Consider the following 14,170-nt stretch of genomic DNA (forward strand, 5'->3'; position numbering starts at 1 on the left):
ACCTCCGGCGGTCATGCAGTCGGGCAGGGAAGCCGGCGCCGCGGAGATGACATTGCGGCCACCGCCGCGCCGCGCTATCTCAGACCACTCGCCTTCCCTGGCCACTCGCTTGCCGGAGCTTCCCATGCCTGAAATCGTGACCGCCGCCATGCTCGTCATCGGCGATGAGATTCTGTCCGGCCGCACCAAGGACAAGAACATCGGCCATCTCGCCGACATCATGACGGCGATCGGCATCGACCTGAAGGAAGTGCGCATCGTCCCGGACGAGGAAGACGAGATCATCGCGGCGGTGAACGCCGTGCGCGCGCGCTACACTTATGTTTTCACCACCGGCGGCATCGGGCCGACGCATGACGACATCACGGCCGATTCCATCTCCAAGGCCTTTGGCGTGCCTTGCGAATACGATGCCCGGGCCTATGCGATGCTGGAAGCAAGCTATGCCGCGCGCGGCATCGAATATACCGAGGCCCGCAAGCGCATGGCACGGATGCCGCGCGGCGCCGATCTCATCGACAATCCGGTGTCGGTCGCGCCTGGCTTTCGCATCGGCAACGTCCACGTCATGGCCGGCGTGCCGTCGATTTTCCAGGCCATGCTCGACAATGTCGTGCCGACGCTGAAGGCCGGCACAAAGATGCTGTCGGCGACCGTGCCCTGCCCGTTCGGCGAAGGCCTCATCGGGGGGCCGCTGGGTGATATCCAGAAAGCGCATCCCGATACGATCATCGGCTCCTACCCGAAATATGGCGATGGCAAGTTCTGGACCGAACTGGTCGTGCGTGCCCGCAGCCAAGAGGCGCTGGACGCTGCCCGCGCCGATGTCGAGGCGATGGTCGCCGGCTTCGCCAGCAATCCCGGCTGATCTGGTCCAGACCGGAACAAAGCACGACGCTGCAACGTTTCCCCGGCACGAGTTCGCCAGCTCGTAAACTGAGGGATTGTCATGCGATTCAAAACCATCGTCGCCATTCTGCAGAACGAGCAGGACGCCGAGCGCGTGCTCGACTGCGCCATTCCGCTCGCCACCCGGTTCCAGAGCCATCTGGTCGGCATCCACGCCGAAACGCTTCCCGTGCCCTACACCTCTGCCACAGGCTTTCCCGACACCGAATTCCTGCAGGTTTCGGCAGATATGAACCGGGAACGGGCCGAGAAGTTGAGGACGCTGTTTCTCAGGCGTATCGAGGATTCCGGTCTTTCCTTCGAGTGGCGAAGCCTGGAGAGCTTTTCGGGTGACAGTGCGCTGACCGGGATTTCGAGCGTGCGGGCCGCCGACCTGATCATAGCAGCGCAGCGCGAAACGGGCGGCGATTCCAGCGCGGACGTTGACACGCTGGTCTACGATGCCGGCCGGCCGGTGCTGGTGGTGCCGCACGAGGGTCCGCTGATCACCACCTTCAAACGCGTCTTGCTCGCCTGGAACGGCAGCAAGGAAGCGGCGCGCGCCGCCTTCGACGCGCTGCCCTTCATCATCGAAGCCGAGAAGACCGACATATTGGTTATCGACCCTCCTGAAACGCTCGACGACAGCCCGGAGGCCGCCGGCGCCGAAATCGCGGCGGCGCTGTCGCGCCACGGCGCCACCGTCAGCGTCTCGGTGCAGCAGTCGGGCGGCAGTTCGGTCGATGACATCATCCAGACCAGGATCGCGGAAACCGGCGCCGATCTGCTGGTGCTCGGCGCCTACAGCCATTCATGGCTGCGCCAGCTTCTGTTCGGCGGCGTGACGCGCAGCGTGCTGCGCACCGCACCGGTGGCAGCCTTCCTGTCGCGGTAAGCCCACAGCGATCGCTGGCCCTTGCCTTGCCAAGGCCCCTGCTCTTGCCAAGATGGGGGCTTTCCAGCTAATTCCGCGCGCATTCCCCTGTTTTCTTGCGCGCGATCCCCGCGTGCTGTGGAGTGCGCGACATGTCCCTTCCCGAAAAAGCCTTTCCGGTCTCCTGGGACCAGTTCCATCGCGACGCTCGCGCACTCGCCTGGCGGCTTGCCGGCGCCAACAAAGGGCAATGGAAAGCGATCGTCTGCATCACGCGAGGCGGGTTGGTGCCGGCGGCGATCATCTCGCGTGAACTTGGCATCCGCGTCATCGAAACCGTCTGCGTCGCCTCCTATCACGATTATACCAGCCAGGGGCAGCTGCAGGTCCTCAAGGAGATCACCCCTGCCCTGCTCGCCGAAGACGGCGCCGGCGTGCTGATCATCGACGACCTGACCGACACCGGCAAGACGGCGGGCATCGTGCGCGCGATGATGCCCAGGGCGCATTTCGCCACCGTCTATGCCAAGCCGAAAGGCAGGCCGCTGGTCGATACTTTCGTCACCGAAGTCAGCCAGGACACCTGGATCTATTTCCCGTGGGATATGGGCTTCACCTACCAGAAGCCGATCGCCGACGACCACGCCGGCTGATTCGCAACTACCCTGTTACAGACCAGCAGCTTGCACCGGGGATGGATTTGCTTTCGCAAACACGTCCGGCAGAGCCGGATATTTCGCGAAATCGACGTCTATTGGCGGAAATTGGCCAGGCGAATGAAATTTTTTACTTTTATTGCCGACAATTAGCCGTAAGATTCGTGAGACGGCAAACGATTCCGGAGGCTGGGGCTAGCTTCTTCGATGTTGACGAGGCCAACGACACACAATCATCTGGCCGAAAGGGTCCGACGGCTCTTCGGCACCGCGCCGTGCCGCCTGCAGGTTGCCGCCCTGCCCTGGCGCGACACGGGAGACGGCGTCGAAATCATGCTGATCACCAGCCGCGATACCGGCCGTTGGGTTTTGCCCAAGGGTTGGCCGGAGGCCAGGGAGCCGCTCTGCCAGGCCGCCGCGCGCGAAGCCGGCGAGGAGGCCGGGCTGCGCGGCCGTGTCTCTCATCTTGAAGCCGGCCGTTACTTCTACGCCAAGGCGCTGGCTTCCGGCGAAGAAGTCCCGTGCGAGGTCCTGGTGTTTCCGCTGCATGTCGACAAAGTCGCGGACCGCTGGAAGGAAAAACGCTCACGCACCCGCAAATGGGTCCGTGCAAGCGAAGCGGTGCGCATGGTCAACGAACCCGACCTTTGCCAGATCATCGCCTATTTCTGCGCCGACCCGCACAGCTTCTCCTGACGGGCGGCCACACCGCGCTCTTTGCAAAACGGGACTTGCTTGCAAAGGCTGGACACGCGTTGCCGCGCATCGACATGAATGCTTTGCTAAGGAATCAAAGGTAGGATTCGGCAGCTCTGGTATTTTTTGATCGATGGCGAATCCCGCAAATCCAATTCCAAACGAGTCCGACGAGCCTGAGCGCGAGCATCGTCCGCGCGTGCTCAAGGGCGGGTCGATCATCACCGGAATTTCGAATTCGGAAGTCGGCTGCACGCTGCGCAATCAACACGAAGGCGGAGCCGAACTGAAGATACCGCTGGAAGCCCGGGTTCCCGATCGCTTCCTTCTCTATGTGCCGCTCGACGGCATTGCCTATCGGTGTGAGGTCCGCTGGCGTCGCAATGACCGTATCGGGGTGCAGTTCACCGGCACCGAGCCAAAACCCAGGCTGCACTACGGCTGATCCATTCAGGCACGACGCTTTGGATCGTTGCCGCGTCCGGATTGCCTGGTGACGGCAAAATTGCGATCGCCGCACCGCATTCTATCCCCGTTATCCACATATGTGACACACAAGATGTTGGGGTCACAAAAGCTACGCAAACGAATCCTTGACGGCGCAAAACGAGTCGCCTTTTATAGGCCATGCGCTCCTGTTGAGAGTGCGACCGGAAAGTTCTGAGCCCGGTCTTTTTCCCGGATTATGTGCGTTCTGCTCGCATTTTCGCCTGGTTACGAGGCCGGCGGAAGCGTTGGAACTGTGGGGCGGTTGGGGTCGATAGGGACAATTGTCGGGCTTGAATAAATTGTCTGTTAATACTATATTTAGTGTTTGCAGGTAGGTTCGACGCTAGATAGTGTGAATTTCCCTCGACCGAGGGAATCGGAAAAAAATCAGTTTTGAGGGACCCGTGGGTTCGTCGGCACGTTGGACAGGCACTTCGCAAGGAGTTTGACCAGCAGGGCCGGCGGAGGCTGCGAAATGGAGAGCCGGCCGTTTTCGAACGCCGGCAGACGGCGGACATGCGCGTTTCGCATCGGGGGGCAGAAATCCCTGGGGAAAAGCGCTACATATAGACAAAAGGGACCGGACCAATGCGCATCGAGCGTCGTTTCACCAAGCCAGGACAGTCCGCCTATGCGGAGATCGAATTCCGCAAGGCGCTTTCGGAGATCAAGAATCCGGATGGCTCGGTGGTGTTCCGCTTGGACAATATCGACGTGCCGGCGCAGTTCTCCCAGGTCGCAGCCGATATCCTGGCACAGAAATATTTCCGCAAGGCCGGTGTTCCGGCACGCCTGAAGAAGATCGAAGAGAACGACGTCCCCTCCTTCCTGTGGCGCTCCGTCGCCGATGAGGCGGAACTCGCCAAGCTGCCGGAAGCCGAGCGCTACGGTTCCGAGATCGACGCCCGCCAGGTCTTCGACCGCCTTGCCGGCACCTGGACCTATTGGGGCTGGAAGGGCGGCTACTTCAAGGCGTCGGAAGAAGACGCACGCGCCTTCCGTGACGAGCTTGCCTACATGCTGGCCACCCAGCGCGTCGCGCCGAACTCGCCGCAATGGTTCAACACCGGCCTGCACTGGGCCTATGGCATCGACGGGCCGAGCCAGGGCCACTTCTATGTCGACCCCTTCACCGGCAAGCTGACCAAGTCGAAATCCTCCTACGAGCATCCGCAGCCGCATGCCTGCTTCATCCAGGGCGTACAGGACGACCTCGTCAACGAGGGCGGCATCATGGATCTGTGGGTGCGTGAAGCGCGCCTGTTCAAATACGGCTCCGGTACCGGCTCCAACTTCTCGCTGCTGCGCGGCGAAGGCGAAAAACTGTCCGGTGGCGGCCGCTCGTCGGGCCTGATGAGCTTCCTCAAGATCGGCGACCGCGCGGCGGGCGCCATCAAGTCGGGCGGCACGACGCGACGCGCCGCCAAAATGGTCATTGTCGACGCCGACCACCCCGATATCGAGGAATTCATCGACTGGAAGGTCAATGAAGAGCAGAAGGTCGCCTCGCTGGTGACCGGCTCGAAGATCGTCAAGAAGCATCTCGAAGCGATCATGAAGGCCTGCGTCAACTGCGAAGGCAATGGCGACGACTGCTTCGACCCGTCGATCAACTCCGCGCTGAAGCGCGAGATCAAGGCGGCCAAGAAGTCGGCCGTGCCGGAGAACTACATCTACCGCGTCATCCAGTTCGCCAAGCAGGGCTATAGCTCGATGTCGTTCAAGACCTACGACACAGACTGGGATTCGGACGCCTACCTCACGGTTTCGGGCCAGAATTCCAACAATTCGGTGTCGCTGAAGGATAATTTCCTGCGCGCCGTTGAGGACGATGCCGACTGGCACCTGACCGCCCGCAAGGACGGCAAGGTGCTGAAGACGCTGAAGGCCAGGGATCTCTGGGAAAAGATCGGTTACGCCGCCTGGGCGTCGGCCGATCCGGGCCTGCATTTCAACACGACGATGAACGACTGGCACACCTGCGCTTCCGCCGGTGCGATCCGGGCGTCCAACCCGTGCTCCGAATACATGTTCCTCGACGACACGGCCTGCAATCTCGCCTCGATCAATCTGCTGCCCTACCGCAACGCCGACGGCACGATCGACATCGCAGCCTACGAGCACACGGTGCGGCTGTGGACCATCGTGCTCGAAATCTCCGTCATGATGGCGCAGTTCCCGTCGAAGGAGATCGCCAAGCAGTCCTACGAATACCGCACGCTCGGCCTCGGCTATGCCAATATCGGCGGCCTGCTGATGACGTCGGGCATTCCCTACGACTCCGATGAAGGCCGCGCGATCTGCGCCGCACTCACCGCGATCATGACCGGCATGGCCTATGCCACCTCGGCCGAGATGGCCGGCGAACTCGGCGCCTTCGCCGACTACGACCGCAATGCCCAGAACATGCTGCGCGTCATGCGCAACCATCGCCGTGCCGCCTATGGCGAGAAGCAGGGCTACGAGAAGCTCGCCGTCAACCCGGTGCCGCTCGTCGCTTCCGACCTGAAGCAGCAGGACCTTGCAACCCACGCCAAGGCCGCCTGGGACCGCGCCATCGAACTCGGCGAGGAGCATGGCTACCGCAACGCGCAGGCGACCGTCATCGCGCCGACCGGCACGATCGGCCTGGTCATGGATTGCGACACCACCGGCATCGAGCCCGACTTCGCGCTGGTGAAGTTCAAGAAGCTGGCCGGCGGCGGCTATTTCAAGATCATCAACCGCGCCGTGCCGGAAGCGCTGCGCACGCTCGGCTATTCCGAAGCCCAGATCGCCGAAATGGAGGCCTATGCGGTCGGCCACGGCAACCTCAACCAGGCGCCGGCCATCAATCCCGGCGCGCTCAAGGCCAAGGGCTTCACCGACGACAAGATCGCGGCGCTCAACGCAGCCTTGAAGTCGGCCTTCGACATCAAGTTCGTCTTCAACCAGTGGACGCTCGGCGCCGACTGGGTGAAGGAGACGTTCGGCTTCACCGACGAGCAGCTCAACGACTTCTCGTTCGAGATGCTGCCGGCGCTCGGCTTCTCCCGGAAGGACATCGAGGCCGCCAACATCCATGTCTGCGGTGCGATGACGCTGGAAGGCGCGCCGTTCCTCAAGGCCGAACACCTCGCCGTGTTCGACTGCGCCAGCCCGTGCGGCAAGATCGGCAAGCGCTCGCTTTCGATCAACAGCCACATTCAGATGATGGCGGCTGCACAGCCCTTCATTTCCGGCGCGATCTCGAAGACCATCAACATGCCCAACGATGCGACGGTGGAAGACGCCAAGGGCGCCTACATGCTGTCGTGGAAGCTGGCGCTGAAGGCCAACGCGCTCTACCGCGACGGCTCGAAACTGTCGCAGCCGCTCAATTCCTCGCTGCTCGCCGATGGCGAGGACGACGAGGATGAAGCCGTCGAGCAGCTGCTCGCCGCACCTGCGGCAGCACGTGCCGCACAGATCACCGAACGGATCGTCGAGCGCATCATCGAGCGCGTGTCGCGCGAGCAGGAAAAGCTGCCCGGCCGCCGCAAGGGTTACACGCAGAAAGCCAAGATCGGTGGCAACACCATCTTCCTGCGCACCGGCGAATATGACGATGGCCGTCTCGGCGAGATCTTCATCGACATGAACAAGGAAGGCGCTACCTTGCGTGGCCTTCTCAACAACTTCGCCATCGCCATCTCGCTGGGCCTGCAATATGGCGTGCCACTCGACGAATATGTGCATGCCTTCACCTTCACCAAGTTCGAGCCGGCCGGCATGGTGCAGGGCAATGACGCCATCAAGAGCGCGACGTCGATCCTCGACTACGTGTTCCGTGAACTGGCGATCTCCTATCTCGGGCGCAACGATCTCGCCCATGTCGACCAGTCGGACTTTTCCAACACCGCACTTGGCCGTGGCATCAGCGAAGGCAAGACCGATGCGGTCTCCAAGGGCCTGACCCGTGGCGCCTCGCCGGTGAAGCTGGTGTCGCGCGTCAGCGGCAACGATCCGAAAGGCTTTGCGGCCCCATCGGGCGCCCCTGCCCGCTCGGCACCGACCGCCTTCTCCGGCTCCAACGTGCTGGCGCTGAAACCCGCCAGCGACGAAGCGGTCGCCTACAAGCGCGACTATGAGGAGCGGGCAAAGGAATTGGCCGAGGACATCGCCTTCGAGGAAGCGGCGGGTGCTGCCTCCGACGCCACGGCAGGATTGTTCACCGACGCGGCGGCCGTCGAGGCGGCCGAAGCAAAAAAAATTGCCAACGACCGCCGCGCCAAATCGCTGCTCCAGGGCTACACCGGCAATTCCTGCTCCGAGTGCCAGAATTTTACCATGGTGCGGAATGGGACCTGCGAGAAGTGCGACACGTGCGGTTCGACGAGCGGGTGCAGCTGAGATCTAGTGCCACCTCGGCTTACAGTTCGCGAGATCATTCGCCTGCTGGAGGCCGATGGCTGGTATCTGGTTGCAACCAAGGGCAGCCATCGCCAATATAAGCATGAATTCAAAGCCGGCCGCGTCACCGTGGCTGGCAAGCCGTCTGAAGAGGTTGCGCCAGGAACACTGAACAGCATCCTCAAGCAGTCAGGTTTGAAGGAGTGATGACATGCGTTACGCGGTGGTGATTGAAAAAGCAGGAAATAATTTTTCTGCCTATGTGCCGGACCTACCCGGCTGCATCGCAACAGGTGCCACTGTGCCTGAAGTGGAAACCGAGATTCGCGATGCAATACGCTTTCACATCGAAGGTTTGCGAGCCGATGGGCTGGATGTGCCCAAGGGTGTCAGCCTCGCGGAATACGTAGAGGCATAGAGGCAGGCCTCCACTCGATCCGGATCAGGCTCTGGTCGGGGCGTCTAACTCGCCGGCAACACCCTTAGCGTCTGCTTGTCAAACAACGGCTCGTCCTGGCCGATGCGGACGAACAGCAGCTTCCGACCCTCGCCCAAGGGTACTTCGAAATACTGGATGCCGCTGGATGCCGTCAGGCATTTCGCCCCAGCCGCCGCAGGGTGGGTCGGGAACCTCATCGGGGCTGGCCAGTGCTTTCAGTATTTTCGCAATCCAGGGATGTGTAGCGTTTGACGGCGGCAAGCGCGGCGCTCTCGGTGTAAGGCGTCGCAATAACTTGTTTGCATCTGGCCATGCCTTCGGCCTGCCCAGATCAAAGCCTCTCAGCATGCCATCTCAGATGGTCGTCCATGAAGCTGGAGATGAAAAGATACGAGTGATCGTATCCATCCTGCATCCGCAGCTTTAGCGGAATACCTGCTTTGGCGCAGGCCGCTTCAAGCAGCCAAGGCCTCAGCCCGTCGTCAAGAAATCCGTCCGACGTTCCCTGATCCACCAAAAATTCGGGGAAACGGTATCCGTCGTCGATGAGCGACGTCGCGTCGCAGCTTCGCCACGAAGCCTCATCCTTGCCGAGATACTTCTCAAAGGCCGGTCTTGACCAGCCGGCGGTGCTTGGCTGGGCGATCGGGGCGAACGCCGAGCAGCTCTTGAAACGTTGCGGATTCTTCAAGGCAATCGTCAGCGCGCCATGCCCGCCCATCGAATGGCCAAAGATTGCCTGGCGCGCCATATCGGCTGGAAATTCAGCCGCGATGAGAGCTGGCAACTCCTCGGCGACATAGGAATACATACGATAGTTCTTCGCAAAAGGCTCTTGCGTCGCATCGAGATAGAAGCCGGCGCCGGAGCCGAACTGCCAGTTGTCTTTTTCATCCGGAATGTCGGCCCCGCGCGGGCTGGTGTCGGGACAAACGACGATCAGGCCAAGCTCGGCGGCCATGCGCCTGTACTCGCCCTTGTCCATTACATTGGCGTGGGTACACGTCAGGCCTGAGAGATACCACACAACGGGACAAGGCGCCTCCCGCGCCTGCGGAGGTATGAAAACGGCAAAAGTCATGTCGCAACGGCAACTCGTCGACAAATGGGAATAGACGCCCTGCACGCCGCCATGGGCTTTCGCTTGAGAGATGATTTTCATGTGTTCTCCACGTTGCAGGTCGAATGACGGTCGGCCCCACCACTACCCCAGCGGCAAGCACTTGCGTCCTGCCATCGTATGGTTCCTGTGTCGACGGATCTCAGCGCGGAAAAAGAACCTCGCCCATTCCGAGCACTGCGTTATCCCCGCCATATTTGCGCGGTGCGCTCCCCAGAAGCGGCCGTTTCAAAATGCCCTCGGCGATCAGATAACGATCGATGATGGCGGCGAAGACGCTTTCGGGTGCGCCGCATTCGACGAAGCTCGGCGACATGCGTGCCGGCGCGCGATCGAGAAGGATCGAACCGCGACGCATCAGATAGCCGGGCATCTCACCGGTGCCACCGGCCACCACCAGGGTGCCGGCGATCATACGGCTGCCTGCATGGTCGCCGGAGCCTTTCAGCACCGCGATCAGGCCGCGCCGCATGCGGTCCGCGGCGAAGGCGCCCGCTTTGCCCCTGACGATCAAAACACCGCCGTTCATGCCGGCCAGTTCCCCGACGAGCGGCGCACCGAGGTGGTCGCCGGCATTGCCCGTTATCTCAAGCCTGCCGCCGCGCATGCCGGAGCCGGCGTGTGGACCCGCATTGCCTTCGATCGTGAGCTTGCCACCGCGCATGGCGCGCCCGGCCTGGGCGCCGGCATTGCCAACGAGGCGAACCGACCCACCCCGCATGCCTTGCGCCACAAGGTCGAGGCGCGTGCTTCCGCCTTCGAACACGATGTTTGTCGGATCGCTGCCGGCGACGCGAAAAATGTCGCCCACCTTCGAGCCGTGCTTCGTCATGCCGATCTGGATTCTTTCGACGTCGCGCCTTTCGATCCCGGCCAGCCGCTCCGGCGTCAGCGGCGACAGGTCAAGGCGCTCCGGCGGCTCGGCAACCAGGGTGAAGGTCAGCGCCTTCATGGCAGCATATCCTTCAGCGAGTAGATGAATTTCCCGAGCTTGCCGCCGTAATTGCCGGCGCTGATCCGAACCGCGCCTTTTTTCGGTCCGAGCTCTATCACAGCCTTGATGCCGGCCTTCATCGCGGCGGCAACGGCATCATTGGTCTCACCATCGATGACGATTTCCAGGACGGCGTTGATGTCGGGACCGAGTTCACTCGCGACGACGCCGCGCAACGTCGGCGCGTAGGCTTCGTTGGCCGAGGCGATCATGCCTTTGTATTTGCCACCAATCTTGGAACCCGAACGGGCAATGCCGCCCGGAAACGGCACGATGGCGCCAGGCACCATGCCGATCGCATTGACCGCGGCCTCGGCAGCGGCCAAAGCGTTGGCGCTGCTTTGCGCCATGACAAAGAAATTGCCGCCACCGACAGCTTCCTTCGTCAGTCCAGTCGTTGCTTCGCACAGGAACTCGCCATCCATGACGGGAATACGCCAGAAATGCCTGTCGCCGATCTTCTTGGAGATTTGCCAGCCGTCGCCGAAATAACGCAGTGCCGAACCGAGCTTGAGCTCGGCGCTGCCCTGCAGCCCGGCAAAGCAGGCGGAACCCGGCGAGGTCAAAACGCACTGGCCGACACGATTGAGCAGTTGTTTCTGCAATTCGTCCGTTCCCATCGCGAAAATCATGACGCGGCAGCCCGGCCGGCCATCCGGTGTAGCCGATGGCGGCAGGTCGAGATCGATTGCCGCTTCGCAGCCGCAACCGATCACCGAGGTGGCGAAGCCGGTCATCGTGATCGCCGCCTGGCGAGCCCATTTCCGGCTCGGCGCGGTGATGACGATGGCGGTTGCGCGCATGCCGAAGGCTTCCGCGAAGGTATCGTCGATCGTTACGCCATTGATGCTCATGTTCGGCATGGCACCTCGCCGAATGGCTGTTCGCGCGCAATCGCGGAATCCGGGAAATTAAACCAGTCCAGCGACAGGCCGTAGCGCTGCTGGTGATAGTCCTCGAGCCGTCGCACCATTGCCTTGTCGACAGGCGGCTTGAGCCTCAATGCCTTGCCCCAGCGGTAATGGATGATTTCCCCGTCTTGCACGACGAGATCGCCATCCTTGAAAACATACGCCGCCTGTCCGAGCATTTTCGCGATACTGCGGTCCCTGCGATAGACAGCGACGTCGGCTGTTGCGCCGGCGCCGAGATGGCCTCGATCCGTCAAGCCGAGCAGCTTGGCTGGCGCCGCGCGCGTCATGATGGCGATTTCCTCGAACGTGTATTCGCGGTCGATTGCGGCCAGGGTAGAGAGCACCAGGGCGGATCGTGAAAGTCCGGCGGCCATTTCGGCGCGCGCTTCCCGGCTCATCAGCAGTTCGAACAGCGCCGGATAGGCGGTAAAAGGTGCACCGTTGGGATGATCGGTGGTGAAGAACACACGCCAGGGATCGTCGATCAGGAGAAAAAGCTCGAGCCCGATCGCCCACTGCATCGTGCCGTAGAAGTCCTTGCCATAGCTGTAAGGCACGATGCCGCCGCCATTGCCGTCACCGTCATGAATGACGGTCTTTTTCGGGTGTGCGCTGCCACGCGCCGAAAACTGCCGCATGACGTCGGAGGAGACCGTGACCGTCTGGCCGAACATCACCTGGCCGATATCGATGGTGACTTCCGGCGTCGCGTTGACCAGTTCGGCAAGCCGTGCGGCGGCAGAGGAAAACCCGCGTTTTCCTTCCGTGCCATAGCCATAGAACTGGAGGTGGGCGAGATGCAGCGGCAGTCCATCCGCCGCTGCAATCGTCGCAGCCGCCGTATCCGCCGATCCGGGGCTGCCCAGATTGTTGCAATGGACATGCAAGGGATGCGGCAAGCCAAGACTGTCGACGGCGGCCTGCAGCGTCTTGACGATCTTGCGCGAACTGACGCCATAGGAAGGCACGACATCATCCAGCGAGAAGGTGCGGACGTTCTCCTTGAAGGCGGCCGCCGCACCGGCGTTGATCACCTTGACCCCAAGCGCTCGCGTCGAAGCGACCGTCCAGGCGACATAGTCCTCGATCATCGTCCGGGGGGCGTCGTCGCGGATCATCGACAACAGGAAATCGTCGTTGCCGAGAATGGCAAGGGTCGCTTTGTCGATAATCGGGATGTCAGCCAGTTCGAGATGCGTGTGCAGCGCCGCTCCCGGCGACATCGCCGGCTCGACGACCGTTGTAAAGCCCATTTTTGCGTAGAGGCAGCCGGTCTGGAACGTCGACCAGCCGGCATTGGAGAGCGGCGTCATTGCTGGCCGCAGCTGATGGGCGGCATGCTGTTCGGGCAAGAGCAGCCGCGCGGTGTTCACATTGCCGCCACCGATGTGGGAGTGGATGTCGATGGCGCCAGCCATCACGATGCAGCCGCTGGCTTCGATGGTCCGGTCGGCCGCCCCTCCCGCCGGCGCCGGAACGATCTTGTCGTCCTTGATCCAGAGGTCGCCTTTGCCGAGACGGCCGTTGACGGGATCGATGATGTCGCCGCCGGCGATTTTCGTCAGCATGGCAGTGGCTCGGCGAAGGCGTGGGTAGCGATCAGGCGGATGATCGTCGCGGCGGAGGGCAATTGCGAGGCCGCTTGCGCATCGATCGACCTGAGCGAGCCCGTGCGGCTGGAGTAGACAACCGCATCGTGATCGACCCCAGCCTCGCCGATGGCCATGGTGACTGCGGCGCCGGCAACCGGCTTTTCCGTTTTCGTCAGCACAATCAGCGCCATGCGTGCCCTTTTTTTCTGTAGTTGGGCCGTTGCGGCGGAGATCCGCAGGTGCAGGTCAGCTTCGCCGGCAGCGATCATGCGCTCCACATCGCAGCGCCAGGGATCGAATTCAGGGAGGCCGCGCGCAAAGCCGGTGCGCAGCGGAAAACCTGTCATCCAGGCCGAGGCGAGCGCGCTTCCCCACCCGTTTTCGCTCGCCGGCAGATAAAGGCCGGATGCGCGCGATTTGCGATTGAGATCGGCGATCAGTCCTTGCAGCATCTCCAATGCCAAGCCTTCGGCGGCGTGGCCTGAAAACAGGAACACGGGAAAATGCGCGGCCGCCAGAGCTTTGGCAAAATCATTGAAATTCGACACCGGTTGCGATGTACGCCGCCCTTTGTACTGTGCCCTCAGTGCCGCCAGCGTGGCGGCGAGGCTAGCTTGGCCACAGGAAAGTTGCGTTGCCTTGCGTCCGCCGTTCAGCGGCGGCATAGACATCCCGTTTGGGCCTACCACGAAGAACGCGCGCTGGTTGCCGGTCGAGAGGTCGGGAACCGTCCCGGCAAGTTCGCCGACAAGACCATGATGGGTCCGCGGGAGCTCGCCCACGATCACCACGACATCGGCACGCCGGCGCGTCTCTCCGGGGGCGACGGTCATTGCCCCCTTGTCGGTAAAAAGCGCGGTCTCTCGGGCAAGTGCCGCACCATCGGCGTGGTCGTATGCCGCGCCAGCCCGCTCAGCCAGCGCGATCGCCGCCCTCGTGCCATCTATATCCGTATCAAAGCTGAAAACCGGGCACCGACTTGACGACAATAGCGACGCGGCATGCGCAGCCGCGTGCTCAATCAGCGCTTCCCGGTTGCCGATCCAAGCAACCGCCATTCGCTAAACTACTTTCTGGTGCCGGCTCGATCCTAGACGAAACTGGATTGGCCGTGAACCCCACCCTGCAGCGGATCAG

At 62.1% G+C, this 14,170-nt stretch carries 13 protein-coding genes; 8 read left to right on the forward strand and 5 right to left on the reverse strand.

Translation table 11 applies throughout. The annotated features are described in order from the left end of the window. The first annotated feature begins 124 nt into the window (after positions 1-124). The 8 genes from LB519_RS08825 to LB519_RS08860 all read left to right on the forward strand — a co-directional run bounded on the left by LB519_RS08825 (position 125) and on the right by LB519_RS08860 (position 8,392). The gene (locus LB519_RS08825) at positions 125-868 is read left to right on the forward strand and encodes a competence/damage-inducible protein A (RefSeq protein WP_063167866.1); all 744 of its coding nucleotides are present in this window, start codon (positions 125-127) and stop codon (positions 866-868) included. 81 nt (positions 869-949) lie between these two features. Then, positions 950-1,783 (forward strand): universal stress protein, encoded by an 834-nt coding sequence (locus tag LB519_RS08830; protein ID WP_224619516.1) that lies wholly within the window; start codon positions 950-952, stop codon positions 1,781-1,783. A 131-nt stretch (positions 1,784-1,914) separates the two neighbouring features. Next, entirely contained in the window at positions 1,915-2,415 is a 501-nt protein-coding gene (gpt, locus tag LB519_RS08835) for a xanthine phosphoribosyltransferase (protein WP_013532017.1), read from the forward strand. Between the two features lie 210 nt (positions 2,416-2,625). Then, positions 2,626-3,114, forward strand: coding sequence for an NUDIX hydrolase (locus LB519_RS08840; RefSeq protein WP_224619517.1), 489 nt, complete (start codon positions 2,626-2,628; stop codon positions 3,112-3,114). A 133-nt stretch (positions 3,115-3,247) separates the two neighbouring features. Then, positions 3,248-3,559: a PilZ domain-containing protein gene (locus LB519_RS08845; RefSeq protein ID WP_013532019.1), complete on the forward strand. Its 312-nt coding sequence runs from the start codon at positions 3,248-3,250 to the stop codon at positions 3,557-3,559. A gap of 632 nt (positions 3,560-4,191) precedes the next feature. Beyond that, on the forward strand, positions 4,192-7,974 hold the full coding sequence (locus LB519_RS08850) for a vitamin B12-dependent ribonucleotide reductase (RefSeq protein ID WP_224619519.1): 3,783 nt from the start codon (positions 4,192-4,194) through the stop codon (positions 7,972-7,974). A 6-nt stretch (positions 7,975-7,980) separates the two neighbouring features. After that, positions 7,981-8,181 (forward strand): type II toxin-antitoxin system HicA family toxin, encoded by a 201-nt coding sequence (locus LB519_RS08855; RefSeq protein WP_224619521.1) that lies wholly within the window; start codon positions 7,981-7,983, stop codon positions 8,179-8,181. 4 nt (positions 8,182-8,185) lie between these two features. Then, the gene (locus LB519_RS08860) at positions 8,186-8,392 is read left to right on the forward strand and encodes a type II toxin-antitoxin system HicB family antitoxin (RefSeq protein WP_024504399.1); all 207 of its coding nucleotides are present in this window, start codon (positions 8,186-8,188) and stop codon (positions 8,390-8,392) included. Positions 8,393-8,744: 352 nt separating this feature from the next. Here the strand turns inward: LB519_RS08860 and fghA are convergent, their stop codons facing one another. From fghA to LB519_RS08885, 5 genes are all read right to left on the reverse strand, one after another. Next, positions 8,745-9,575, reverse strand: a complete 831-nt coding sequence (gene fghA, locus LB519_RS08865) for an S-formylglutathione hydrolase (RefSeq protein WP_224619531.1) — start codon at positions 9,573-9,575, stop codon at positions 8,745-8,747. 100 nt (positions 9,576-9,675) lie between these two features. Then, on the reverse strand, positions 9,676-10,485 hold the full coding sequence (locus LB519_RS08870; RefSeq protein WP_224619532.1) for a formylmethanofuran dehydrogenase subunit C: 810 nt from the start codon (positions 10,483-10,485) through the stop codon (positions 9,676-9,678). Beyond that, positions 10,482-11,390, reverse strand: coding sequence for a formylmethanofuran--tetrahydromethanopterin N-formyltransferase (fhcD, locus tag LB519_RS08875; protein WP_224619534.1), 909 nt, complete (start codon positions 11,388-11,390; stop codon positions 10,482-10,484). The genes LB519_RS08870 and fhcD overlap by 4 nt, the downstream gene beginning before the upstream one ends. After that, positions 11,378-13,009 (reverse strand): formylmethanofuran dehydrogenase subunit A, encoded by a 1,632-nt coding sequence (locus LB519_RS08880; RefSeq protein ID WP_224619536.1) that lies wholly within the window; start codon positions 13,007-13,009, stop codon positions 11,378-11,380. The genes fhcD and LB519_RS08880 overlap by 13 nt, the downstream gene beginning before the upstream one ends. Then, positions 13,003-14,091, reverse strand: coding sequence for a tungsten formylmethanofuran dehydrogenase (locus LB519_RS08885; protein WP_224619538.1), 1,089 nt, complete (start codon positions 14,089-14,091; stop codon positions 13,003-13,005). Before LB519_RS08885 ends, LB519_RS08880 begins: the two co-directional genes overlap by 7 nt. Between the last annotated feature and the right edge of the window lie 79 nt (positions 14,092-14,170).

Origin of the sequence: Mesorhizobium sp. AD1-1, assembly GCF_020164655.1 — a bacterium.
In the GTDB taxonomy this organism is placed as follows: Bacteria; Pseudomonadota; Alphaproteobacteria; order Rhizobiales; family Rhizobiaceae; genus Mesorhizobium; species Mesorhizobium ciceri.